19 protein-coding genes are annotated in these 25,104 nt (G+C 72.2%); 9 read left to right on the top strand and 10 right to left on the bottom strand.

The genetic code is table 11. The features are described 5' to 3' along the window. Nucleotides 1–83: 83 nt before the first annotated feature. The 4 genes from ACWCQK_RS33130 (at nt 84) to ACWCQK_RS33115 (ending at nt 2,849) form a co-directional block, all read left to right on the top strand. Complete coding sequence (locus ACWCQK_RS33130) at nt 84–1,676, top strand: acyl-CoA carboxylase subunit beta (RefSeq protein WP_451161380.1); 1,593 nt, start codon at nt 84–86, stop codon at nt 1,674–1,676. Nucleotides 1,677–1,691: 15 nt separating this feature from the next. After that, on the top strand, nt 1,692–1,901 hold the full coding sequence (locus ACWCQK_RS33125) for an acyl-CoA carboxylase epsilon subunit (protein ID WP_451161378.1): 210 nt from the start codon (nt 1,692–1,694) through the stop codon (nt 1,899–1,901). 154 nt (nt 1,902–2,055) lie between these two features. Continuing rightward, entirely contained in the window at nt 2,056–2,184 is a 129-nt protein-coding gene (mmpB, locus tag ACWCQK_RS33120; RefSeq protein ID WP_451161376.1) for a morphogenic membrane protein MmpB, read from the top strand. Nucleotides 2,185–2,228: 44 nt separating this feature from the next. Next, on the top strand, nt 2,229–2,849 hold the full coding sequence (locus ACWCQK_RS33115) for a Maf family protein (protein WP_451161374.1): 621 nt from the start codon (nt 2,229–2,231) through the stop codon (nt 2,847–2,849). Between the two features lies 1 nt (nt 2,850). On the opposite strand, the gene ACWCQK_RS33110 is transcribed toward ACWCQK_RS33115, so the two are convergent. Then, the gene (locus ACWCQK_RS33110) at nt 2,851–3,423 is read right to left on the bottom strand and encodes a hypothetical protein (RefSeq protein ID WP_451161372.1); all 573 of its coding nucleotides are present in this window, start codon (nt 3,421–3,423) and stop codon (nt 2,851–2,853) included. A gap of 390 nt (nt 3,424–3,813) precedes the next feature. On the opposite strand from ACWCQK_RS33110, the gene ACWCQK_RS33105 reads away from it, so the two are divergent. Continuing rightward, nucleotides 3,814–5,586, top strand: a complete 1,773-nt coding sequence (locus ACWCQK_RS33105) for an acetyl/propionyl/methylcrotonyl-CoA carboxylase subunit alpha (RefSeq protein ID WP_451161370.1) — start codon at nt 3,814–3,816, stop codon at nt 5,584–5,586. Nucleotides 5,587–7,360: 1,774 nt separating this feature from the next. Here ACWCQK_RS33105 and ACWCQK_RS33100 read toward each other — a convergent pair. Beyond that, nucleotides 7,361–8,323 (bottom strand): DeoR/GlpR family DNA-binding transcription regulator, encoded by a 963-nt coding sequence (locus ACWCQK_RS33100; RefSeq protein ID WP_451161368.1) that lies wholly within the window; start codon nt 8,321–8,323, stop codon nt 7,361–7,363. Nucleotides 8,324–8,489: 166 nt separating this feature from the next. Further along, nucleotides 8,490–9,938: an NAD(P)H-quinone dehydrogenase gene (locus ACWCQK_RS33095; RefSeq protein WP_451161366.1), complete on the bottom strand. Its 1,449-nt coding sequence runs from the start codon at nt 9,936–9,938 to the stop codon at nt 8,490–8,492. A gap of 107 nt (nt 9,939–10,045) precedes the next feature. Here ACWCQK_RS33095 and ACWCQK_RS33090 point away from each other — a divergent pair, with 107 nt between their 5' ends. The 4 genes from ACWCQK_RS33090 (at nt 10,046) to ACWCQK_RS33075 (ending at nt 14,733) form a co-directional block, all read left to right on the top strand. After that, entirely contained in the window at nt 10,046–10,483 is a 438-nt protein-coding gene (locus tag ACWCQK_RS33090) for a gamma-glutamylcyclotransferase (RefSeq protein ID WP_451161364.1), read from the top strand. A 316-nt stretch (nt 10,484–10,799) separates the two neighbouring features. After that, nucleotides 10,800–11,624 carry a purine-nucleoside phosphorylase gene (locus ACWCQK_RS33085; protein WP_451161362.1) on the top strand — a complete coding sequence of 275 codons (825 nt, stop codon included), beginning with the start codon at nt 10,800–10,802 and terminating at the stop codon, nt 11,622–11,624. A gap of 88 nt (nt 11,625–11,712) precedes the next feature. Next, nucleotides 11,713–13,344 carry a phospho-sugar mutase gene (locus ACWCQK_RS33080; RefSeq protein ID WP_451161360.1) on the top strand — a complete coding sequence of 544 codons (1,632 nt, stop codon included), beginning with the start codon at nt 11,713–11,715 and terminating at the stop codon, nt 13,342–13,344. A 183-nt stretch (nt 13,345–13,527) separates the two neighbouring features. After that, a complete protein-coding gene (locus ACWCQK_RS33075) occupies nt 13,528–14,733 on the top strand; it encodes a hypothetical protein (protein WP_451161358.1) in 1,206 nt (401 codons plus the stop codon). Between the two features lie 273 nt (nt 14,734–15,006). On the opposite strand, the gene ACWCQK_RS33070 is transcribed toward ACWCQK_RS33075, so the two are convergent. The 7 genes from ACWCQK_RS33070 to pstA form a co-directional block, all read right to left on the bottom strand. Next, nucleotides 15,007–15,876 (bottom strand): phosphate ABC transporter ATP-binding protein, encoded by an 870-nt coding sequence (locus ACWCQK_RS33070; protein ID WP_451161356.1) that lies wholly within the window; start codon nt 15,874–15,876, stop codon nt 15,007–15,009. A 21-nt stretch (nt 15,877–15,897) separates the two neighbouring features. Beyond that, the gene (locus ACWCQK_RS33065) at nt 15,898–16,833 is read right to left on the bottom strand and encodes a sortase (RefSeq protein WP_451161354.1); all 936 of its coding nucleotides are present in this window, start codon (nt 16,831–16,833) and stop codon (nt 15,898–15,900) included. Nucleotides 16,834–16,930: 97 nt separating this feature from the next. Further along, the gene (locus tag ACWCQK_RS33060; protein ID WP_451161352.1) at nt 16,931–18,370 is read right to left on the bottom strand and encodes an Ig-like domain-containing protein; all 1,440 of its coding nucleotides are present in this window, start codon (nt 18,368–18,370) and stop codon (nt 16,931–16,933) included. A gap of 108 nt (nt 18,371–18,478) precedes the next feature. Continuing rightward, nucleotides 18,479–19,471: a hypothetical protein gene (locus tag ACWCQK_RS33055; RefSeq protein ID WP_451161350.1), complete on the bottom strand. Its 993-nt coding sequence runs from the start codon at nt 19,469–19,471 to the stop codon at nt 18,479–18,481. A gap of 170 nt (nt 19,472–19,641) precedes the next feature. Beyond that, nucleotides 19,642–22,092 (bottom strand): hypothetical protein, encoded by a 2,451-nt coding sequence (locus tag ACWCQK_RS33050; protein ID WP_451161348.1) that lies wholly within the window; start codon nt 22,090–22,092, stop codon nt 19,642–19,644. Continuing rightward, on the bottom strand, nt 22,089–23,810 hold the full coding sequence (gene pstS / locus ACWCQK_RS33045) for a phosphate ABC transporter substrate-binding protein PstS (protein ID WP_451161346.1): 1,722 nt from the start codon (nt 23,808–23,810) through the stop codon (nt 22,089–22,091). The genes ACWCQK_RS33050 and pstS overlap by 4 nt, the downstream gene beginning before the upstream one ends. Continuing rightward, the gene (gene pstA, locus ACWCQK_RS33040) at nt 23,807–25,102 is read right to left on the bottom strand and encodes a phosphate ABC transporter permease PstA (protein ID WP_451161344.1); all 1,296 of its coding nucleotides are present in this window, start codon (nt 25,100–25,102) and stop codon (nt 23,807–23,809) included. Before pstA ends, pstS begins: the two co-directional genes overlap by 4 nt. Between the last annotated feature and the right edge of the window lie 2 nt (nt 25,103–25,104).

Below are 25,104 nucleotides of genomic sequence, written 5' to 3'. Positions count from 1 at the left end.
CGCACTGCCGATTGGTAGGCGCGCCACTACGCTACGGATGAGTAACCGTCCCCCCTTTTGAGCAGGCAGGGAGCCCCATCCCGATGTCCGAGCCGGAAGTGACCGACATCCACACCACCGCGGGAAAGCTCGCGGATCTCCAGCGCCGTATCGAGGAAGCGACGCACGCCGGCTCCGAACGCGCCGTCGAAAAGCAGCACGCCAAAGGCAAACTGACAGCCCGTGAGCGGATCGAGCTGCTGCTCGACGAGGACTCCTTCGTGGAGCTCGACGAGTTCGCACGCCACCGCTCCACCAACTTCGGCCTCGAAGCCAACCGCCCGTACGGCGACGGTGTCGTCACCGGATACGGGACCGTCGACGGGCGGCCCGTGGCCGTCTTCTCCCAGGACTTCACCGTCTTCGGCGGCGCCCTGGGCGAGGTCTACGGCCAGAAGATCGTCAAGGTCATGGACTTCGCCCTCAAGACCGGCTGCCCGGTCATCGGCATCAACGACTCGGGCGGCGCCCGGATCCAGGAGGGTGTCGCGTCGCTGGGCGCGTACGGCGAGATCTTCCGCCGCAACACCCATGCCTCCGGCGTCATCCCGCAGATCAGCCTGGTGGTCGGGCCCTGCGCGGGCGGGGCGGTCTACTCCCCGGCCATCACCGACTTCACGGTCATGGTCGACCAGACCTCGCACATGTTCATCACCGGCCCGGACGTCATCAAGACCGTCACCGGCGAGGACGTCGGCTTCGAGGAGCTGGGCGGCGCCCGCACCCACAACTCCGTGTCGGGCGTGGCGCACCACATGGCCGGGGACGAGAAGGACGCCGTCGAGTACGTCAAGCAGCTGCTGTCGTACCTGCCGTCCAACAACCTCAGCGAGCTCCCGGTGTTCCCTGAGGAGGCGGACCTGTCCGTCACCGAGGAGGACCTCGAACTGGACACGCTCGTCCCGGACAGCGCGAACCAGCCGTACGACATGCACACGGTGATCGAACACATCGTGGACGACGCCGAGTTCCTGGAGACGCAGCCCCTGTTCGCGCCGAACATCCTCACCGGCTACGGCCGGGTCGAGGGCCACCCGGTGGGCATCGTCGCCAACCAGCCGATGCAGTTCGCCGGCTGTCTGGACATCAAGGCCAGTGAGAAGGCCGCCCGCTTCGTGCGGACCTGCGACGCCTTCAACATCCCGGTCCTGACCTTCGTGGACGTGCCCGGCTTCCTGCCCGGGGTCGACCAGGAGCACGACGGCATCATCCGCCGGGGCGCCAAACTGATCTACGCCTACGCCGAGGCCACCGTCCCGCTCATCACGGTGATCACCCGCAAGGCCTTCGGCGGCGCCTACGACGTCATGGGCTCCAAGCACCTGGGCGCCGACCTCAACCTCGCGTGGCCGACGGCCCAGATCGCCGTCATGGGCGCGCAGGGCGCGGTCAACATCCTGCACCGCCGCACGATCGCCGAGGCGGAGGCCGCCGGTGACCTGGAGGCGACCCGGGCCCGGCTGATCCAGGAGTACGAGGACGCGCTCCTCAACCCGTACGTCGCGGCCGAGCGCGGCTACGTCGACTCGGTGATCAGGCCGTCGGACACCCGCCGGCACGTCGTGCGCGGTCTGCGTCAGCTGCGTACCAAGCGGGAATCCCTGCCTCCGAAGAAGCACGGCAACATCCCCCTCTAGGCCCTGGGAGCGATTGTGACGATCAAGGTCGTACGGGGCAATCCGACCCCGGAGGAGCTGGCCGCCGCACTGGCGGTGGTCCGGGCGCGCGCCGCGGCGGCGGCGGCCACGCCGTCCGGCGCGCCCGGACCGCGGGACTCCTGGTCCGACCCGGCCCGCGTCGCCGCCCGCGCGGTGCCCCGGCCCGGCCCCTCGGCGTGGGCCCGCACCTACTGGCCGGGATAGGCGAGCGGGCACGGAGCGTCCGTGCCGGCACCTTCGCGACGGCGTCGGCCGCCACCGGATCCCTGGTGGCGGCCGACGCCGTCGGAGCGGGTCACGGGCAAGTTGAGTACGCGTACTCAGGTCTTCCGCGCCGGATCGCCGCACGCTCGTAGTCATGCTGTGGTCCGACCCCGACAACGAGCCGCCGGAGGAACTGCGCGAGACGCAGGTCATGCTGCGGCGGCTCGGTGTTCTCATGGCGCTGGCCATGGTGCTCGCGATGATCGTGCTCGGGCTGAGGTGAGCGGGCCGGGTCCGTCCGGGCGGGGCCGCCGATACGCTGGTCGCATGACTGATCAGCCGCGCCGCCGACTCGTCCTCGCCTCCCAGTCCCCCGCCCGGCTCGGGCTGCTGCGGCAGGCCGGACTCGCCCCCGAGGTGCTGGTGAGCGGCGTCGACGAGGACGCCGTCACCGCGCCCACCCCCGCCGAACTGGCGCTCGCCCTCGCCGAGGCCAAGGCCTCCGTCGTGGCGGCCCGGCCGGACGTCCAGGGCGCACTGGTGATCGGCTGCGACTCGGTCCTCGACCTGGACGGCCAGGCGTACGGCAAGCCCGCCGACGCCGAGGAGGCCGCCGCCCGCTGGAAGGCGATGCGCGGCCGGGCCGGGACGCTCCAGACGGGCCACTGCGTGTGGGACACGGCGGCCAAGCGGTACGTGTCCGGCGTCGCCTCCACCGTCGTCCGCTTCGGCGAGCCCACCGACGCGGAGATCGCCGCGTACGTCGCCTCGGGCGAACCGCTCCACGTCGCCGGGGCGTTCACCCTCGACGGCCGCTCGGCGCCCTTCATCGACGGCATCGACGGCGACCACGGCAACGTGATCGGCATCAGCCTGCCCCTCGTCCGCCGGCTGCTGGCCGAACTGGGCGTCGGGATCACGGAGCTGTGGACGCCCCGGGAAGGCTGATTCAGGTCGCGCTGGGCGCAGGCGGCGGCGTGACGGGGGGAACGTCCTGGGGCCCGTGGGACTCCTGAGACTTCTGCAAGCTATGCGGCTTCTGAGACTCCTGGAAGCCCTGAGGCCCCTGATCCTCCTGCGGACCCTGAGGCCCCTGGGGTCCGTCGGGCCCGTCGGGCGTCGCGCGCCTGCCGGCCGCGGGGCCCTCCTGGCGGTCGTACGTCATCAGCAGCAGCACGATCAGGGCGAGCACGACCATCATGAACGCGAAGGCGTTCCGGCCGAGCAGCCCCCACGCGAGCGCGCCCAGCAGGCAGTGCACCACGGCCGCGCTGATCAGCAGGACCCGCCCGAGACCGGCGGGCGGCCGGTTGCGCAGGGCGACGAGCAGCGCGACCAGGCCGCACAGCGCGAAGTACAGCCCGAAGGCGATCCCGCCGATCTTCGACGACAACGACATCACGTCGGGGTCCAGGCCCGCCAAGGACATGTCCTGGCGGTCCACGACCACCCCCATGAACCAGTTGACCGCCGCGATGCCGAGCGCCTCCACGAAGAGCACGACCGCCACCACCCATGCCACCGGTCTTCGCACCACCGGGCCCCACCCACTTTCGACCGCTGTCCGGGCATCACTGCTGTTACCCCAAGTACGTTCGGGACATCGCGAACGCTACTAACGGGTAAACCCCGGGACAAGGGTTCGGCGGAGGGCAAAGAATCATTGGGCCATTCGTAGGGACTCCACAAAGAAACAGAGTGGCCCGCAGCACGCTCTCACAGAGACCTTGACCACACCGGAGGGCTAGGGTTTCCGGGAGGAGTCCTGCGTACCGAGGTGCGACAAGGGATTTCACGGATCGAGCGAGCCTCTCATCACGCTCCGTGTGGGCAAGCTCACCATTGGGGATGGGTCGAAGTGCCGTGTCGGCAGTCCCTAAACTCGGCTTGTTTCAAGGAGGGAGCCTCAATCGTGCGCAAGGTGCTCATCGCCAACCGTGGCGAAATCGCTGTCCGCGTTGCCCGGGCCTGCCGGGACGCCGGGATCGCGAGCGTGGCCGTATACGCCGACCCGGACCGGGACGCTCTGCATGTCCGCGCCGCGGATGAGGCGTTCGCCCTGGGCGGTGACACCCCGGCGACCAGCTACCTCGACATCGACAAGGTGTTGAACGCGGCTCGCGAGTCGGGCGCGGACGCCGTCCACCCGGGGTACGGCTTCCTCTCGGAGAACGCCGACTTCGCCCAGGCCGTTCTCGACGCCGACCTGATCTGGATCGGCCCGCCGCCGCAGGCCATCCGTGACCTCGGTGACAAGGTCGCCGCCCGGCACATCGCGCAGCGCGCCGGCGCGCCGCTGGTGGCCGGCACGCCCGACCCGGTCTCCGGCGCCGACGAGGTCGTCGCCTTCGCCGAGGAGCACGGGCTGCCCATCGCCATCAAGGCCGCCTTCGGCGGTGGCGGGCGCGGCCTGAAGGTCGCCCGGACCCTCGAAGAGGTGCCGGAGCTGTACGAGTCCGCGGTGCGCGAGGCCGTCGCCGCCTTCGGCCGCGGCGAGTGCTTCGTCGAGCGCTACCTCGACAAGCCGCGGCACGTGGAGACGCAGTGCCTGGCCGACTCGCACGGCAACGTGGTCGTCGTGTCGACGCGTGACTGCTCGCTCCAGCGCCGCCACCAGAAGCTGGTCGAGGAGGCGCCGGCGCCGTTCCTGTCCGAGCGGCAGGTCGAGCAGCTGTACTCCGCCTCCAAGGCCATCCTCAAGGAGGCGGGTTACGTCGGCGCGGGCACCGTCGAGTTCCTCGTCGGTGTCGACGGCACGATCTCCTTCCTCGAGGTGAACACGCGCCTCCAGGTGGAGCACCCGGTCACCGAGGAGGTCGCCGGCATCGACCTGGTGCGCGAGATGTTCCGTATCGCCGACGGCGAGGCGCTTGGTTACGGCGACCCCGCCCTGCGCGGTCACTCCTTCGAGTTCCGTATCAACGGCGAGGACCCCGGGCGCAACTTCCTCCCCGCTCCCGGCACGGTCACCGTCTTCGACGCGCCGTCCGGTCCGGGCGTCCGCCTGGACGCGGGCGTGGAGTCCGGCGCGGTCATCGGCCCGGCCTGGGACTCGCTGCTGGCGAAGCTGATCGTGACCGGCCGCACCCGCAGGGAGGCGCTGGAGCGCGCCGCCCGTGCCCTGGCGGAGTTCCAGGTCGAGGGCATGGCGACCGCGATCCCCTTCCACCGCGCGGTGGTCAGGGACCCGGCGTTCGCCCCGGAGCTGACCGGCTCCGCCGACCCGTTCACGATCCACACCCGCTGGATCGAGACCGAGTTCGTCAACGAGATCAAGCCCTTCACCGCCCCCGCCGATGCGGAGGCTGACGAGGAGTCCGGCCGCGAGACGGTCGTCGTCGAGGTCGGCGGCAAGCGCCTGGAGGTCTCTCTGCCCTCCTCGCTGGGCATGTCCCTGGCCCGTACCGGCCTCGCCGCCGGTGCCAAGCCGAAGCGTCGCGCGGCCAAGAAGTCCGGTCCCGTCGCCTCCGGTGACACCCTCGCCTCCCCGATGCAGGGCACGATCGTCAAGATCGCGGTCGAGGAGGGCCAGGAGGTCAAGGAAGGCGATCTGGTCGTCGTCCTTGAGGCGATGAAGATGGAGCAGCCGCTCAACGCGCACCGCTCCGGCACGATCAAGGGTCTGGCCGCGGAGGTCGGCGCGTCCGTCACGTCCGGCGCCGCGATCTGCGAGATCAAGGACTGACCCACCTCGACACGTCAACGCCCCGCGGCCCGGCCACCCCGGCCCGCGGGGCGTTTCCGTCCCCGGCCTCCCCATGGCGACACCCTGGCCTCCCGTCAGCCGCCTGGGTGCCCTGCCGGGCCGGGACCCGACGGCAGCCTCTGCGGCAGGACGGCTCCGACGACCCGCCGGTCAGGTGGCCGGACGGGCGGGTGGCCGGACGGGGCCTGGACTCGAGGGCAGGCCTTCCGGCGTGACGGGTCTGCGACGGCTGGCCGTCCGCCCAGACCGCTTCGATGGACCCGTCGGCCGGGTGTCCGGGCGGGCCTGGCCCTGGCGGCGTTTCGGCATGACAGTCTGCTGGGCGTCGGGGCAGTCGCCCGGTGGCCTTCCGGAGCGGCGGCGGCCGGGGCGGTCGGCCCTGTGGGCGACAGCGCGACTGCCCGGCGGTCTTCCGACCTCGGTGACGGCCACAGCAGTCACCCGGTGAGCGTAGGCGCAGTCGCCCGATGACCTTCCGACCCTGACGGCCAAAGCAGGCACCCGATGGACGACAGCCCAGGCACCCTAGGCTCTCCGGCTCGGCGATCACCGGCCTGACGACGGTCCAGGCAGTCGCCCGATGGCGTCAGCGCGGCCGCCCTGCGGCTTCCGAACCAGCGGCGGCACCAGCAGTCACCCGGTGAGCGTCGGCCCAGCCGCCTTCGGTGGCCCGCCGATCCGGCGGCGGTCGTAGCAGTCGCCCCATGGTCTTCCAAAGCGGCGGTGGCCGGGGCAGCCGCCCGGTGGAGGAAGGCCCAATCGCCCGGAGGCTCCTGCCTGGCGGCCCCCTGCTGACCTGCTGGCAGCGCCGACGTCTGGTGGGCTGCTGATGTCGGCGCGGCCCACGGCACCGGCCAGGCTCTGCCAGCCGGCCCGGTGGGAATCACCGTCGACGACGGGTTTCGGGTGGCCGCCGGATGCAAGGCGCCCCGGGCCGCCGCACCAGCAGGTCGCCGGTCCCGAGACCACCGGAGTCGGAAACACACCCGCGTCACCGGTTCGGAGGGCCCGCACGTCACCGACCCGGAACACGCCGGGCCGGGCCGACTACCGCATCGGTGCCTGATCTCACGGGGGCTGCCGATGAGAATCTCGGCAGGCATGCACCGGCGCTGTCCGCCAGGGAAGGTCCCGGCCTGGAGGGAGCGATGGCGCGAGGCACTCTCCGAGCGGCACCGCGGGCCCACCGCACACATGGCAGCTCTTCAGCGGCACCACGGGCCCGCCCGGCGCGACCGTTCCCCAGCCGCGCCCCGGGTCCGCGACACACTGCCGCTCCCGCCGGCCCACATCACGCACACCCGGCATCCGAGCCGCGCACCAGGATCCGTGCGGTGAGGCCGCCCCACGCCCCAGGTCCGCCACACGCTCCGGCTCCCCGGCGGCACCGTAGCCGCAACGCGCACCCGACGCCCCAGCCGCACATCAGCATCCGCGCCGCAAGGCCGACCCGCGCCCCGGGTCCGCGACACACTGCCGCTCCCGGCGACACCGTAGGCCGCAACGTGCGCCCGGCATCCGAGCCGCACCACGAATCCGACCGGCGACACCGCGCGCCCACACCACGCACACCCGGCAACCGGACCGCACCGTGAGCCAGCCCGCATCCGAGCCGCGCCGCGACCCGCGCCGCGACCCGCGCCCGGCGGCACCGTAAGCCCACACCACGGGCACCCGTGCCCCGGCCTCACCGTGAGCCGGCCCGTGCCCCGAGCTGTGGCGTGAGTCGCCGTGCAAGTCGTCCTGGCGTGGCTCAGCGGCGGCGGAGGTCTGCCACTCGGGCGCGTTCCGTGCCGGGGGTCTGGTCGCCCAGGACCGCCGCGGTGCGCAGGCCGGGGCCCGTGCCCGGGACCTGGCCGCGGCGAGGGGCCGGAAGGGGTACGTCCCGACGCTGTTGGTGACGCGCCGGGACGGCGTCACCCCCCGGGCTTCCCGACGCCCCGGCCACGGCGATCTGCACCCCCTGGTCTGCGAGGGCCTGGAGCTCGGTGGCGGCACGGTCGTCGTGGGCCGGCGGCTCGTCGGTGATCAGCCGGGTGATCAGATCGGTGGGGACGGTCTGGAACATGGTGTCGGTGCCGAGTTTGGTGTGGTCGGCGAGGACCACGACCTCCGCGGCGGCCTGCACCAGCGCGCGGTCGACGGACGCCGACAGCATGTTGGACGTGGACAGCCCGCGCTCCGCGGTCAGACCGCTCCCGGAGAGGAAGGCCCGGGAGACCCGCAGCCCCTGGAGGGACTGCTCGGCACCGGAGCCGACCAGGGCGTAGTTGGAACCGCGCAAGGTGCCGCCGGTCATCACGACCTCGACCCGGTTGGCATGGGCCAACGCCTGGGCGACGAGGAGCGAGTTGGTGACGACGGTCAGGCCGGGCACCCGGGCGAGCCGGCGTGCCAGCTCCTGGGTGGTGGTTCCCGCCCCGACCACGATGGCCTCGCCCTCTTCGACGAAGTTGGCGGCGAGATCGGCGATGGCCGTCTTCTCGGCGGTCGCGAGATGGGATTTCTGCGGAAAGCCGGACTCCCGCGTGAATCCGCCCGGCAGTACCGCACCGCCGTGCCGGCGGTCGAGGAGTCCTTCTGCCTCCAGTGCGCGCACGTCCCGCCGTACGGTCACTTCGGAGGTCTGGACGACGCGGGCGAGCTCACGGAGCGACACGGCCCCGTTCGCTCGCACCATTTCGAGGATCAATTGGCGACGTTCTGCAGCGAACACGAAACTGACAGTAACCCCAACGACCGTCTGCTTTCAGCTGTTTGCGCCGAATAACAGAAGTTGTTCGCACGGTGGGGCACAAGGTGGTATAGAGCCTAGTCGCGCCGACTATGCCGCACGAATGGTCGACAACTCCCCGTGACCAGCGGGGAGTCGCTTTCGGCCGTCAGCTCTCGCCCGTGGGCTTACGGGTGTGCAGCTGCCGTGCCACCTCGGCGATCGACCCCGAAAGGGACGGGTACACGGTGAAGGCGTTCGCGATCTGTTCGACCGTCAGATTGTTGTCGACGGCGATCGAGATGGGGTGGATGAGTTCCGAGGCGCGCGGCGACACGACCACACCGCCGACGACGATCTCCGTGCCCGGACGGCAGAAGATCTTCACGAAGCCGTCCCGGATGCCCTGCATCTTGGCGCGCGGGTTGCGCAGCAGCGGAAGCTTCACGACCCGGGCGTCGATCTTGCCGGCGTCGACGTCGGCCTGGCTGTAGCCGACGGTCGCGATCTCGGGGTCGGTGAAGACGTTCGAGGAGACGGTCTTTAGGTTGAGCGGGGCCACCGCGTCGCCGAGGAAGTGGTACATGGCGATACGGCCCTGCATGGCGGCGACGGAGGCGAGGGCGAAGACGCCCGTCACGTCACCGGCCGCGTACACACCGGGGGCCGAGGTCCTGGAGACCCGGTCGGTCCAGATGTGACCGGACTCGCGGACCTTGACGCCCGCCTCCTCCAGGCCGAGCCCGGCGCTGTTGGGGATGGCGCCGACGGCCATCAGGCAGTGCGAGCCGGTGATGACGCGGCCGTCGGCGAGGGTGACCTCGACGCGGTCGCCCACGCGCTTGGCGGACTGGGCGCGGGAGCGGGCCATGACGTTCATGCCGCGGCGGCGGAAGACGTCCTCGAGGACGGCGGCCGCGTCCGGGTCCTCGCCGGGCAGCACCCGGTCGCGGGACGACACGAGGGTGACCTTGGAACCGAGCGCCTGGTAGGCGCCGGCGAACTCGGCGCCGGTGACACCCGAACCGACCACGATGAGCTCCTCCGGGAGCTCGGTGAGGTCGTAGACCTGGGTCCAGTTCAGGATGCGCTCGCCGTCGGGCTGGGCGTCCGCCAGCTCGCGCGGGTGCCCGCCGGTGGCGATGAGGACGGCGTCGGCGACCAGGGTCTCCTCGGTGCCGTCGGCCGCCGCGACGACGACCTTGCGCGAGCCGTCGAGGGCCTGCATGCCCTCCAGCCGGCCGCGCCCGCGCATGACCCGCGCGCCGGCCCGCGTCACGGAGGCGGTGATGTCGTGCGACTGCGCGAGCGCGAGCCGCTTCACCCGCCGGTTGACCTTGCCGAGGTCCACGCCGACCACGCGGGCGGCCTGCTCCACGTGCGGGGTGTCGTCGGCGACGATGATGCCCAGCTCTTCGTACGAGGAGTCGAAGGTGGTCATCACCTCGGCCGTGGCGATCAGGGTCTTCGACGGCACGCAGTCGGTCAGCACCGACGCTCCGCCCAGACCGTCGCAGTCGACGACGGTCACCTCCGCGCCGAGCTGCGCTGCCACCAGCGCTGCTTCGTAGCCGCCAGGTCCGCCACCGATGATCACGATCCGAGTCACGTACCCCATTGTCCCGCACGCTTCAAGGTGCTACTGCCCCGGGGGGCCGGGCGGCGTAGGGAGGACGGACGACCGGGACGGGAGTGGCACCCGTGGCGCTGCCGTACTCTCGACCCATGTCGCTCTACACCGCGTACGCCGGCAACCTCGACGCGCGGCTGATGTCCCGCCGCGCCCCGCACTCACCGCTGCGCGCGACGGGCTGGCTGAACGGCTGGCGGCTGACGTTCGGCGGCGAGCAGCTGGGCTGGGACGGCGCGCTGGCCACGGTCGTCGAGGACCCGGGCGCGCAGGTCTTCGTCGCGCTGTACGACATCGCCCCCATGGACGAGGAGTCGCTGGACCGCTGGGAGGGCGTGGGCCTCGGCATCTACCGCCGGGTCCGGGTGCGCGCGCACACGCTGGACGGGCAGGAGTCGGCGTGGACGTACGTACTGAACGGGTACGAGGGCGGACTGCCCTCCGCGCGCTACCTCGGCGAGGTGGCCGACGCGGCGGAGTCGGCCGGGGCACCGCACGACTACGTGATGGAACTGCGCAAGCGGCCCTGCTGAGCCGCGCCCCGCGACCGCCGAGCCGCGGCGCGCGGCGCCGAGACGCCTCGCACGGCCACCGAGCAGCGTCGCACGCCGTCGAGACGCCTCCGCACGGCCATCGAGCCACGTCACGCGCCGTCGAGACCCCTCGCACGGCCGCCGGGCCGCGTCGCACGCCGCCCAGAACGCCCCGCACGGCCACCCGGTCGCCCCGCGCGGCCGCTCTCGTCGGATCACCCCGTTCGACGGTTCGTCGGAAACGACAAGACAACGATCGCCATCCCGTGAGCTCCATCATCTACGCGCGTAGGCCCGGACCGGCTACCCTCATCGCGTGAACGCATCTCTTCTTCCGGACGACATCCAGGGCGACCCCTATGCCGCCGCCGACGCGGCCGCCGCGCGGCTGCGCGAGCTCACGGGCGCCGAGACCCACGACGTCGCCCTCGTGATGGGCTCCGGCTGGGCCCCGGCCGTGGACGCCCTCGGCGCTCCCGACGCCGAGTTCCGGGTCACCGAGCTGCCCGGATTCCCGCCGCCGGCGGTCGAGGGCCACGGCGGCACGATCCGCTCGTACACGATCGGTGACAAGCGCGCGCTCGTCTTCCTGGGCCGTACCCACTTCTACGAGGGCCGCGGCGTCGCCTCCGTCGCGCACGGCGTGCGCACCGCGGTGGCCGCGGGCTGCAAGACCATGGTCCTGACCAACGGCTGCGGGGGCCTGCGCGAGGGCATGCGTCCCGGGCAGCCGGTCCTGATCAGCGACCACATCAACCTCACGGCGACCTCGCCGATCGTCGGCGCGAACTTCGTGGACCTCACGGATCTCTACTCCCCGCGGCTGCGCGCCCTGTGCAAGGACATCGACTCCAGCCTGGAGGAGGGCGTCTACGCGCAGTTCCCCGGCCCGCACTACGAGACCCCGGCCGAGATCCGCATGGCCCGCGTCATCGGCGCGGACCTCGTCGGCATGTCGACGGTCCTGGAGGCCATCGCCGCGCGCGAGGCGGGCGCCGAGGTGCTGGGCATCTCGCTGGTCACCAACCTCGCGGCGGGCATGACGGGCGAGCCCCTCAACCACGAGGAGGTCCTCCAGGCAGGCCGCGACAGCGCGACCCGGATGGGTTCCCTGCTGGCCCAGGTGCTGGGCCGCCTGTAAGCACCGCCGGCCGGGGGCGGCGGGGCGGGAAGCGCCCCGGGCGCCCGCAGCCGCGCCGCACGCACACGAACGAGAGGTTGGACCGAAGGTGCACGACGAACTCATCGCACGGGCCACGTCATGGCTGGCCGAGGACCCCGACGCGGACACCCGTGAGGAACTCGCCAAGCTCATCGAGGCGGGCGACCACGCCGAGCTCGCCGAGCGCTTCGCCGGCACCCTCCAGTTCGGCACCGCGGGCCTGCGCGGCGAACTCGGCGCCGGGCCCCTGCGCATGAACCGTTCGGTCGTCATCCGCGCCGCCGCCGGCCTCGCCGCGTACCTGAAGAAGAACGGCGGCACCGGCGGCCTCGTCGTCATCGGCTACGACGCCCGGCACAAGTCCGCCGACTTCGCGCGCGACACCGCCGCCGTGATGACCGGCGCCGGACTGCGCGCCGCCGTCCTGCCGCGTCCGCTGCCGACCCCCGTCCTCGCCTTCGCCATCCGGCACCTGGGCGCGGTCGCCGGTGTCGAGGTGACGGCCAGCCACAACCCGCCGCGCGACAACGGCTACAAGGTCTACCTCGGCGACGGCTCCCAGATCGTCCCGCCGGCCGACGCGGGGATCGCCGCCGAGATCGACGCGATCGAGCGTCTCGCCGACGTCCCCCGCCCGGACGGCGGCTGGGAGACCCTGGACGACAGCGTCCTGGAGGCCTACCTGGCCCGCACGGACGCCGTCCTCGCCCCCGCCTCGCCCCGCACTGCCCGCACGGTCTACACGGCGATGCACGGCGTCGGCAAGGACGTCCTGCTCGCCGCGTTCGCGCGGGCCGGCTTCCCGGCCCCCGTCCTCGTGGCCGAACAGGCCGAGCCGGACCCGGACTTCCCGACCGTCGCGTTCCCCAACCCGGAGGAGCCCGGCGCGATGGACCTGGCCTTCGCGACGGCCCGGGAGTGTGACCCGGACCTGGTCATCGCCAACGACCCGGACGCCGACCGGTGCGCCGCCGCGGTCAAGGAGAACGGGGCCTGGCGCATGCTCCGGGGGGACGAGGTCGGCTCGCTGCTCGCCGCCCATCTCGTCCGGCGCGGCGCCACCGGCACCTTCGCGGAGTCCATCGTCTCGTCCTCCCTGCTCGGCCGGATCGCCGAGAAGGCGGGCCTGCCGTACGAGGAGACCCTCACCGGCTTCAAGTGGATCGCCCGCGTGGACGGCCTGCGCTACGGCTACGAGGAGGCCCTCGGCTACTGCGTCGACCCCGACGGTGTGCGCGACAAGGACGGCATCACCGCCGCCCTGCTGATCACCGAGCTCGCCTCGGAGCTGAAGGAGCGGGGCCGTACGCTCCTCGACCTCCTCGACGACCTCGCCGTCGAGCACGGCCTGCACGCCACCGACCAGCTGTCGGTCCGGGTGCAGGACCTCTCGGTCATCGCCGACGCCATGCGGCGGCTGCGCGAGCGGCAGCCCACCGAGCTCGCCGGGCTGCCGGTCACCGGGGCCGAGGACCTCACCCGGGGCACCGACCGGCTGCCGCCCACGGACGGCCTGCGATACACGCTCGACGGCGCCCGCGTCATCGTGCGCCCCAGCGGCACCGAGCCCAAGCTCAAGTGCTACCTGGAGGTCGTCGTCCCCGTCGGCACCCACGCCGATCTGCCGGCCGCCCGCGCCAGGGCCGCCGACCTGCTGGCGACGATCAAGCGCGACCTGTCGGCGGCCGCCGGCATCTGAGCCGCGCGCGTGCCGCCCACGCGGCGCGGTGGCCTGCTCGCCGATGGGGTGCCCCGGACCGGGGCACCCCATCGGGTGATTTCCGCTGACTTCCGTGCGACAGCCGACGCACGCTCCACGCCCGGCCGCGCTCCCCGGGAAACGGTGATCCGGTACCGCCCGCCGAGTCCTGGAGCCGCCGCCGTGTCCTCGACCGCCCCCGACACCGCATCCCGCGGTCACATCCCGGGCACCCGACGACCTCACGTCCCCGCCGCCGCCCCGCCCCGCGCCCTCGTCGCGCGCACCCGGCGCGCCCTGCGCCGCGCGGCCCCGGCCCTCGTGGCCCACCTCGCCGTGCACGCCGCCGGCCTGTTGCTGCTCGCGCTCTGGGCGCACCGGGGGCACCACGGCGTCTGGCCGATCCTGGCGGCCCAGTGGGACGCCAACTGGTACCTCGGTATCGCCGACCACGGCTACACCCCCGGCCTGGGTACCTCCTACAACACCAACAACATGGCCTTCTTCCCGCTGTACCCCCTGCTGGTGAAGGTGGTCGCGGTGGTCACCCCGGGGACCCGGGCGAGCACCGGGCTGGGTCTCGCCGTCGCCGTGTCGTTCGTCGCCGCCTGGGGTGTCTTCGCGGTCGGCGACCGTCTGCACGGCCGTCGGGTCGGCGTCCTGCTGACCGTCCTGTGGGCGGCGCTGCCGGTCGGTCTCGTGCAGTGGATGGGCTACACCGAGTCCCTGTTCACGGCGTTCGCTGCCTGGGGCCTGTACGCCGTGCTGACCGACCGCTGGCTGTGGGCGGGGACGTGCGCCGCGCTCGCCGGGCTGACCCGGCCGACCGGTGTCGCGGTGGCCGTCGCCGTCACGGTGGCGGCCCTGCTGTCGCTGCGCGGCCGCTTCTCCCGCCGCGCCCTGGCCGGCGCGCTGCTCGCGCCGCTGGGCTGGTGCGCGTACGTCGGCTGGGTGGGTCTGCGCCTGGGCCGCTGGGACGGCTACTTCGCCGTACAGCGGTTGTGGCACAACGAGTGGGACGGCGGGGCGGACACCCTGCGCAGGATGCGGGAACTGCTGGTGTACGACCACACGCCGGATCTGTTCCTGGTGCTGGTGACCGTGACGCTGATCGGGTCGGCGGTGCTGTTCGCGCTGTCGGCGTGGGACCGCCAGCCCCTGCCCCTGCTGGTGTTCACGGGTGTCCTGCTGGTGATCGTGCTGGGCAGCGGCGGCGTCTACTTCCCGCGTGCCCGCTTCCTCGTCCCGGGGTTCCCGCTGCTGCTCCCGCTCGCCCTGCACCTCTCCCGGGCGTCCCGCCGCTTTCGCGCCCTCGCCCTGTCGACGGCGGTGCTGGGTTCGGCCTACTGCGGTGGGTACATGGTGCTGGTCTGGCCGGGGGCGCCCTGATTCACGAGGAGTTGGGCTGTCGCATGCTCCCAGGCTGCCTCCCGAGGCCCCGTGCGCCGCATCCTGTGAAGGCAACACGGATGCGCTCCTCCCCCCCTTGGAGGCATCCGCCCCCCGAGGTGTCCCGCGCCCCCTGGCTCCGGCCTGCGGGACCCTTCGCACGGGCGGGCACGGGGTCCGGCCCCGCCTGAGGCGGCCGAGCCCCGTGTCCGTTCGTACCGTCCCGGGAGCGCCCCGGGGACGCCGCCGGCCCCGGTCCCGTGCGGAACTCCTCTAGCCGAAGCGCCCGTTCACATAGTCCGTGGTGCGCGGGTCCTGCGGGTTGTCGAACATCGCGTCCGTGGGGCCGTGTTCGACGATGGCGCCGGGGGTGCCCTGTTCGGCGAGGAAGAAGGCGCACTGGTCGGAGACGCGGGCCGCCTGCTGCATGTTGTGGGTGACGATCACGATGGTGACCTCGTCGGACAGCTCGTGGATGGTCTCCTCGATGCGCCGTGTCGACGTCGGGTCCAGGGCCGAGCACGGCTCGTCCATCAGCAGCACCCGCGGCCGTACGGCCAGCGACCGGGCGATGCACAGCCTCTGCTGCTGGCCGCCGGAGAGCGCGCCACCGGGCTGCCGGAGCCGGTCGCGGACCTCCTTCCACAGCCCCGCCTTGGTCAGGCACTCCTCGACGAGCCGGTCCTTGTCGTCGCGGCCTGCCGTCACGCCGCCCAGTTTCAGACCGGCGGTGACGTTGTCGTAGATCGACATCGCCGGGAAGGGGTTGGGCTTCTGGAAGACCATGCCGATCTGGCGGCGGGCGTGGGTGATGCGGCGGCCGCGGTCGTAGATGTCCTCGCCGTCGAGCAGCACCCGGCCCGCGAGGGAGGCGGAGCCGACGAGTTCGTGCATGCGGTTGAGGATCCGCAGGAAGGTGGACTTGCCGCAGCCGGACGGGCCGATGAGCGCGGTGACCCGGCGGGCGGGCATGGTCAGCGAGACGTGTTCCAGGACCTTGTGGTCGCCGAACCAGGCCGAGATGGAGTCGGCCTCCAGGGTGGCGGGGTCGCTCGCCCCGGTGGCACGGCCGGGCCGGACGGCCTTCGTCAGCCGCGTCGGGTCGAGGATCTCGTCGACGAGCGTGTCGGTCGGGTCGGACATGATGGCGGGACTCCTCGTCGCTCAGAGCAGGTTGGGCAGCAGGCGGGTGGCGGCGCCGGAGACGGCGAGACCGAGGGCGGTCAGTACGGGTACACCGACGATCCAGGTCTGCCACCGCCCCCACCCCCGGTGGGCGGCCATGGTGAGCAGGGCCGCGAGAAGCAGCGCCTGGGCCCACAGGAAGACCGCGAGCCAGGCGGCGCCCTCGGTGCCCAGGGCCTGCTCGGACTCGTCGATCCAGCCGGGGGCCAGCGCGCGCGGCGGGCTGGGCTGTACGTCGCTCGTCAGCTCCGCGTCCACGCGCAGCAGGCCGGAGGGGGTGTAGGGGGCGCCGTCGGCGGTGATGAGCGTGAGCCGCCCCTCGCCCGCCTTGAGCACGGGCGGCAGCGGGGCGCCCTCGCGGCGGATCGACGTGACCCGGTAGACGGCGGTGCCCTGGCCGGTCGTCAGGCGGATCTCGGTGCCGGGGGGCAGTTGGTGCAGGTCGTTGAACGGGCTGCCGTAGCCCCACTGGCGGCCCATGATGACGCTGGTGCCGGCCTGTCCCGGCAGCGGGGTGTCCCGGCGGTGGCCGGGGCCGGACATCAGCACTCCGGAGGCGGTGCCCTCCCCGACGACCTCCTTGAGGCTCAGGGCCGGGATGCGCAGCAGGGCGACGGGCGCGCCCGGCTCCAGCATCTTCCCCTCGTACGTCCGCTGGCCCACCGGTGCGATGCCCAGGGCGAGTTGGCGGCGGAACTCGTCGTACGCGGTCTGCTGGTCGCGGCTGTGCTGGAGGTGGCCCACGACGGTGAGGTTGGCGGCGAAGCCGAGCAGCAGGGCGGCGAGCACGCACAGCGCGGCCCCGGCGAACGCGAAGCCGGGCCGCTCGGGCCGCGGCGGTGCCGCGCCGGGCTCGGGTGCGGGCGCGGGCGCCGGGGGCGCCTCGGCCGGCGGGGGCGGGGACAGCACGGTCACGGGGAGCGCTCCTGTGAAGAGGGGTGTGGTGGCGGGACGCGGAGCGCGCGGGCGGCGGGAAGGGGGCCCGCCGCCCGCGCTCCGCGAGCGGCCGTGGTCAGGCGCCGGGCTCGCCGAAGGTCAGCAGCCCGTTGCGGCGGCCGAACCGTACGAAGGTGATGCCGGCCGTGACGAGGACGACCGCGCCGATGCCGGAGAACAGCGCGATCTGGCCGCCGGTGGAGGCGAGACCGCCCTGGGGGGAGGTGCCGCCGGAGCCGGAGCCGCCGGTACCGCTGTCGCCGCCCGTGTCGCCGCCGGAGGTGCCGGACGTGGTGCCGGAGGTGTCACCGGAGGGATCGTCGGTCGGGTCGTCGGAGGGGTCGTCGCTCGGGTCGTCGCTCGGATCGCCGCTCGGGGTGGGCGACGGCGACCCGGAGGACGGCTCCGCGAGGGTGAAGTCGACCTTGCTCACGACGCCGCAGTTGGGAGTGAGGACCCAGCGGGTCTGTCCGGCCACCGCGTCGTCCGGCACGGTCAGCGTGGGCCAGGTCGCCGTTCCGCTCGCGTCGGCCGTGGTGCCGGGGAGCGTCGCGTCGTTGTTGAACAGGGCCATCGCGTACGTCGCGCCCGCCTCGCAGCCGCGGATGACGACCTTGACCGTCTGGCCGCGCTCCAGTTCGGGGTTGGTGGCCAGCCGCTGCCCCGCGGCGTCGCGCATCTCGAACCTCGGCAGCTGCACGGTCACCCGGTGGGGTTCGGACTCCGAGGTGCCCCAGTCGGCGGTGTTCGTCGGGGTGAAGCGGGCGACGATGTCGTGCTGCGCCTCGGTCAGCGCCGACGTCTTGAACTCCGCCTTCCCACCGGCGACCGCCGCCTGGCCGAGCGTCGTCGCGCCCTCGACGAAGGTGACGGTGCCGACCGCCTCCGCGGGCGCGACCGTCGCGGTGAGCGTGGTCTCCTGGCCCGGCTCGGGCGTGTCGTTGCTGGCGTTCAGCGTGAGGCTGGTGGCCTTCGCGCCTTCCCCGACCTGCCAGTTGTCACCGGTGACGGTGATCTTCTGGGACCAGTACGGGTCGCCGGGCACGATCGAGTCGGGCGCGACGGCCCAGTCGAAGTTGTCCACGCACCGCACGCGCAGCTCGTACGTCCCGTCGCCCGTGATGACGTCCGACAGGGTGTTGACCGCCATCCCCGGGTTGTCCGCCGCGGCCAGGGACGCCGTCGAGGTCTCCTCGGTGTAGGGCGCCTGGTCGGTGATCCCCTTCAGCGCCTGTGCCTCGGTGCCGTCGGCCTTGACGACGTACAGGTTCAGGGCGCTGTTCCAGTTGATGTCCTCGATGGTGACGTCCGGGCACTTGCCCGGTATCCCCAGGGAGCCGGCGAGGGGCTGCGGGTCGCTCAGCTTCCCGTTGCCCGGTGTCAGGGTGAACTCACCGATGGATGCCGCCCGGGCAGGCTGGGACTGGGACACCGCGAGGGCCACGAGGCCCAGGGCGAGTACGGCGCAGGCGGCCGCGATCGCGGCCGCTCTTCGGAACTGGTGTGGCACTGTCATGGCGAGGGCCCCCCGGGGCACGGTCGACGGATGTACGGGGACAGCGCGCGGGGCCGGGCACCTCTGGGGTGCCCGGCTGTCACGCGTGGGTCAGACGACGATCACGGATCACCGCTCGCCGGTGACGTTGGTGGCACCGCAGTTGGGCGCGGTGCCGAAGCCGTAGTGCGTGATGGTGCTCGCGGCGGCGCAGACCTTCGAGCCCGAACCGACGAAGGTCTCGGCGATGGGGGAGGTCGTGAGCTTGGCGGTGGGGACGACGTTGTAGACGTCACGCAGGAAGTCGGGGGTGAACGCCGTGTTGAGCGCGAGCGCGGAACCCGAGCCGGTGGTCGGGGTCGTGCCGTTGATGCCGCGCAGACGCGACTCGCCACGACGGTTCGGGACGTCGGCGAAGCCCTGGCCCTGGGAGATCCACTGCGCGATCGAGTACGGCATGAGCTGGTTGCCGTTGGCGATCGCCACGCCGTCGTGCTCCTGGACGCTCTGGTTGACGCAGGTGCCGACCTGGGACTCGGTGATCCCGATGGCGGTCAGCCAGAAGGCGCGGGTGCCCGAGCCGGACTGCGGCAGCAGCGGCTGCGCGGCCGGGAACTCGGTGGAGTTGCACTGGTAGATCGCGGCCAGCTGCGCCTTCGTCAGGTTCGTCGGCAGCGTGCTGCCCAGGTCGGTGGCGTAGGTGACACCGTCCTTGGCGTAGGGGATGAAGGTGAGGTCCGTGGTGCTGACGTCCGCCGGGCCACGCGAGGAACGGGCGAAGTCGATGCAGTTGGTGCCGGCCGTGATGTCGGCGTTCAGCGCGTTGATGCCGGCGGAGGAGCCGTTCGGGCGGCTGACGGTGTCACAGCCCGTCGTCCTGGTCTTGACCGTGGTGGAGCCGGTGGCGTTCCACGAGGCGATGATCTTGTTGCCGCCGGCGTCCTTGACGACCTCGCTCAGGCCGTTCACGACGTACTGCGTGGTGTCCGAACCGACACCGGCCAGCTGACGGTAGTCAGTGGCCGGGATCGGGTCCGCCGAGGCCGGGGTGGCCAGGATGCCGAGACCGAGAGCCGCGGCACCGAAAGCAGCGCCGACCTTGGCGCGAGACTTGACGTTCACTTCTGAACCCCTTGTTTTCTGGATTTCGAAGACTGGACGTTCAAGCGGAATCCGGATTTTCTAGCTGCCGACCCGTCGGCCGGCCACCGCATACATTTCCAGGTATTCCGCGCCGTGACCAACCAATTCTCAACGAGGGAAAGGTTACGAGCAGGCCCCCTAGGTGTCTCCTAGGGATTTCGCCGCTGCCCGAAATGCAGCATCAACGGGCCGGAAAGCCCCGCCGCTCCGCCGAGGAACAGCACGACGAGAAGAACCCATCGGATAATTCCCAGGGCTTCTCCGGGAGTAATTCCGCCCGCCGCGTCGGCGACGTTCTGCCGCGGCCCCGCGGAGGGCGGCGCCGAGCCGTTCGGGGCGGCGGACGCCGACGGGGAGGAGCCGGCGCCGCCGTCACCCCCGCTCGCGCCCGCGGACGTCGCGCCGGTGTCCCCGGCGGAGGAGAGGCCTCCGGTGTCGGCTCCGGAGCCGCCCCCGGGGTCGTCCGCGCCCGGTGAGGGGTCGTCCCCGCTCGCCCCGCGCTCCAGCTCGGCCGCGGCGGCGGCCGCCTGCCGGCGTTGCGCCGTCGGCAGCGGCGCGTATCCGGGAGGCAGTTCACCGGCCGACACGCCCGGTGTCTGGCCCGGCCCGGACGCGTATCTGATGAACCGCGCGTACGCCGTGCGGGCCGCCGCGTCCTGGTTCACCGAGGCCGCGGCGTAGGCCACGGCGGTCAGCGGGTACGCCTGGCCCTTGGCCCGCGCCGGATCGGGGTCGAGCACGGAGGCGTCCGTGGCGTACGGCCGCATCGCCCGGACGCCGGCGGTGAGCGTGGCGGCCGACGGCTCGACGAAGGTGCCGTCCGCGTTGCGCAGGGCCGCGGTCGCCAGCCCGTAGCGCCGCGCGGAGGCCGTGTCGACGATCGCGAGGACGGCGCGCTGCCCCCACATCGCGGGGTCGTTGATGAGCTTGGGGGGAGCGTTCTCCCCCGCCTGCCACTGGATGGTGCGGGTGTTGTTGCCGCGCAGGGTGCGCAGCGCGCCGTCGTGCAGGTCGGCCGTGTACGGGTCCAGGTCGGTGAGCGTGTAGGTGAGCGGCGGGGTGCCGTTGGCGAGGGCGTCCGTCACCGTCGGGTCGACCTTGGGGAAGTCGGTCAGCGACGTGCTCTCCACCAGGTTCAGTTCCTTGAAGTAGGGATTCACGTGCATCCCCCACTGGTCCTTGGTGCCGGACAGGAAACTCCGGGCCTCCGGGTCCGACTGGAGCCATTTCCAGACCAACCGGGTGGTGTCGGCGCTCTGGAGCGGGACCATGAGGCTCCGCGGCTGACCCTGAAGCGTCGGGAATTCGGGATTCAGCTGCCGGAATTCCGGATCCTCGTCGAAGAAGTTGGGATTCCCGGCCAGATGCGGGGCGTGCCCCTGTGCCAGGGTGACGTCCCGCTGATACGAGTGCGTGAGCATCTTGGCCACGAGCCGTGGTGTCAGTCTCATTTTCTGCACCACACCGGCCGGACTTTCGATGAAGAAGGCGACCGCGACACCGGACACCGCCACCGGCGCCTGCACGATCTTCGCGGTGTCGGCCGACGCCGCGACCGGGTCGACGGTGAAGCCGAGCAGGGGCGCCTCGGCCGTGGTGCCCCGTATCTGGTTCCTGGCCTCCTCCTCGCCGCCCTGGGTGAAGGCGAACGTGCTGTCCGTGGCCGAGCAGAGCTTGGGCTGCCAGGAGGTGACGGCGTCGGTGACCAGTTCGGAGCCGGCCGTGGGCCGTTCCGCCTGGCCCTCCGGGCAGAACTTGTCGACCTGGAGGAAGTGCAGGGGGACGACCATCCGCTGGGCCCAGTTCGTCGCGGTCAGCGGTGAGCCGTCGACCGTCCCGTCCTCGCCGGTGGCCGTGATGTCCGTGCCGTTCGGGTTGTGGGTGCCGCGCGGCACGACGACCAGCCAGCACGACCGCGGTACGGGGGTGCTGCCGGCGGGGGCCGTGTTCATGCCGCAGCCGAGGTGGGGCGCCTGGGTCGCGTCCTGCACCTCGAAGTTGACCTCGCCGGTGCCGTTGGCGAAGACCCGGGCACCGGCCTGCTCGTTCGTGTCCAGCGGGCCGAAGTAGGTCGGGTCCTTGGGGGACGTGGTCGGCGGGAGGCCGGCGATCGGCCGGAACGGGACGAACGCGTTGGCCCCGGTGTATTGCGTCTCCTCCGGGTCGCTCGCGTAGCCCGTGCCGGTGGTGTCGATGCTCCGGGACTGGGCCAGGGTGCCCACGGCCACCGGTACACCCGTGGCGCCGAACACGCACTGCTCCCGGGTGGGCCCGGCCGGATCGTCGCCCCAGCACTGCATGATCTGGAGGTAGTTCCGCCGGAAGTCGCCCTCCGACGTCGGGGTCCCGCCCGACCAGCTCACCCGCACGCCCTGCGACCGCAGGTCCTTCGTCTGCTGGACGGTCACCTCGAGCCGGGAGAAGTCGTCGTACTTGCCCTTCTTCCCCTTCACCGTCACCGCGGAGTCCGTCGCCCCGTCCGCCGCCGCCGCGGTCGTCGTGCCGGGCGGCAGCGGGAGCAGGGCGAGGACCAGCGCGCACAGCAGGGCGCCCGTCGCGGCGAGGACGCGCGGCCGGGGCCGGTTCGCCGGGGCCGTCATGCCGCACCCCGGTTCCGGCGCGTCCGGCTGGTCATCAGCCGCGCGAGCAGCGGGGGTCCGACGACGACACCGACCAGGAGGACGGCCGACAGCGCCATCAGGGCGGTGCGCAGTCCGAGGGCGTCACCCGACCCGAGGGACACCGGGGTCGCCGCGACGGAGGTGTCGCCGCCGCCGCCCTGGTCGCCGCTGAGCACCTCACCGGTGTCGGGGTCGAGGACCGCCCCGCCGGTCGTCCCGCCGGCGGCGGCGCCGCCGGTGCCCCCGGTCGTACCGGTGCCGCCCGTCGAACCCGTCCCGCCGGTCGCGGCCGAGCCGCCGGTCGTGCCGGTGCCGCCGGAGGTGCCGGAGCCGCCCGTGCCCGATCCGCCGGAGGTGCCGCCGCTGCCGCTCGGCGCGGTGGGCTGCCGGGCTCCGCCGGTGCCCGTGGCGCACTGGTCGGAGCCCTTCTTGTCGCACGCGGCCGGGTACGCGGCGTTCTTGGCCAGCAGGTTCTTGCCGTCGGACGAGAAGGTCGGGTTGTTGCAGTTCTTGATGTTGATGTTCTCGACCTCGGCGCCGGGGATCTTGCGCACCTGCTCCATGGCCGCTTGGACGAGGTTGATCGGCAGCGGTGAGTAGCCGAGCCGGTCGGCCTGCTGCTGACCCTCGCAGAGGAAGTAGTTGCCGAACGCGCTCAGCGTCGCGCCCTTGGCCTTGGTGAAGCCCATCTCCTCCTTGGTCGGGATGATCATGTAGCTGTAGCTGGACAGGGGATAGGTGCGCCGGTCTCCGTACGTGTAGACCCCGTCGAGGTTCTGGGTCAGGTAGTTCGCGGAGCGCGGGTCGTTGTTGATCTGGGCCCTGGTGAGGGCGACGGCCACGCTGGAGGCGGTCGGCTCCACGTAGTAGCCGGACTTGTTGAGGACCTTGACCACGGGGAAGGCCGCGTTCTTGGCGTAGGAGTACTCGACGTAGGTGATGGCGCCTTCCGCCTGCGGCTGCTTGGTGTAGCCCGCGACGCCGAGCGAGCCGGACTGGGCGACGAAGCCGGAGCCGGGGATGTTCGGGAAGTACGACGTGAGACCGCAGGGCGTGGGCTTGCCCGCCCGCCGGCAGTAGTCGTTCCACGCGGAGCCGTACTGCTTGGACATCCACAGGGTGAACTGCGCGGTCGTACCCGAACCGTCGGAGCGGATGACCGGGACGATCCGGCGGGCCGGAAGGTTCAGCCTGGGGTTGTCCGCCTTGATCTCGGCCGCGTTCCACATGGTGAGCTTGCCGGTGAAGATCTTGCTGAGGACGTCCCCGGACAGCCGCAGGTTGGTGACCCGCTTGCCGCCGATCTTCAGGTTGTACATGAACGACGTCCCACCGGCGACGATCGGCATGTAGGCGTACTTGCGCCGCGGCGGCGTGTCCGTCGTGCCGAACTCGCTGAGGCCGTAGGGGATCTCGGAGACACCGAAGTCGGAGGTGCCGTTGGCGAACTGGGTACGCCCGACCGACGAACCGACCGACGAGTAGTTGACGGTCATGCCCTGCTGTTTGACGTTGCGGCGCCACTGCTCGATGGCGTTGGCGCTCCAGGTCGAGCCGGAACCGCTGATCTTCACGTACGTGGCCGCGAAGGCACCCGGCGGGTGCACGGCCAGCAGCGCGCAGACCAGGGCGAGCAGCAGCGCCGGCGCCTGGTACACGCGCCGGGCGCGCGGGTGACGGACAGGTGCGGGTATCACGGGGTGCTCCTCGTCGGTGCGGGTCTGACGGAGTGCTGGTCGGTGGGCCGGTGCGCGGCGAAGCGCCGGGTGTCACGGCGGGACGCCTTCACCCGGCGATGTTCCTGACGGCGGGTCAGCCGGCCCGGTCCGCGTCCGCCGACCACGCGGGCCACCACGAACAGGACGAGCACCAGCACCAGCAGCACCGCCGCCGTCCCGAAGCCGCGGGCCACATAGGTGGGTTCGGGCGACTTGACGAGTTCGAAGGCGGCCAGCGGCAGTGACACCATCGGGTCCTGGAACGGATCGGTGTTGAGCTCCGCGGTGAAACCGGCGGTCAGCAGGACCGGCGAGGTCTCCCCCACCCCGCGGGCCGTGCCCAGGATGACGGCCGTGGTCAGTCCGGAGCGGGCGGTCGGCAGCACCACGTGCCAGACGGTGCGCCACCGCGAGGTGCCGAGCGCGTAGGACGCCTCGCGCAGGGTGCCGGGGACCAGCCGGATCACCACGTCCGACGCGCGGATGATGATCGGCAGCATCATCACGGAGATCGCCAGCGCCGCGGCCAGGCCGGACCGGTCGAAGCCGAGCCCGAGGATGAAGGTCGCGTAGATGAACAGGCCGGCCACGATGGACGGCAGCGCGGTCATCGCCTCGACGATGGTGCGGACGAACCGGCTGAAGCCGCCCGGGACCTCGTTGAGGAAGACCGCGCACACCAGTCCGGCCGGTATGCAGATCACCAGGGCGATGCCGATCTGCCACAGCGTGCCGACGATCGCGTGCAGGATGCCGCCCACGCCGAGCGGCTCGACCGGGCCCGCGTCGGCCATCGACTGGGTGTAGAAGTTCAGGTGCGGCAGCGCCTCGCGGCCCTCGTAGAGGGTGTAGACGACCACGAAGGCCAGTGCGGTCAGCATCACCAGGCCGAGGCTCTGGACCACCGCGGCGGCCACCCGGTCACGGACCGCGGGGCCGTCCTCGTCGAAGGAGACCAGCAGCGCGTACAGGCCGATGAAGAGCGCGTAGGCGATGGCCAGGAAGCCCAGCGTGCCGTTGAACGGCAACAGCCGGTCGAACATCAGCCAGGTCACGGCGAGGGACGCGGCGCCGGCGCCCACCATGGCGTACACGTCGCTGGCCCGCAGCGTGGACAGGTTCCGGCGCGGTCCCCCGGGCGTGCTGCCGCCGCCGGGACGGCGGCCCGGCAGGGTGGTACGCGGCGCCGGCGGCCGAGCGGGGCCCCCGGGGCTCGGCTCGGGCTGTGGCCCGGGGTCGCCGGGCGGGCTCTGTGGAGCGGTGACGGTCATCT

Source organism: Streptomyces sp. NPDC002306 (assembly GCF_053593435.1).
Note: the sequence above shows the minus strand (reverse complement) of the source record. Positions and strands in the feature narration are given on the sequence as shown.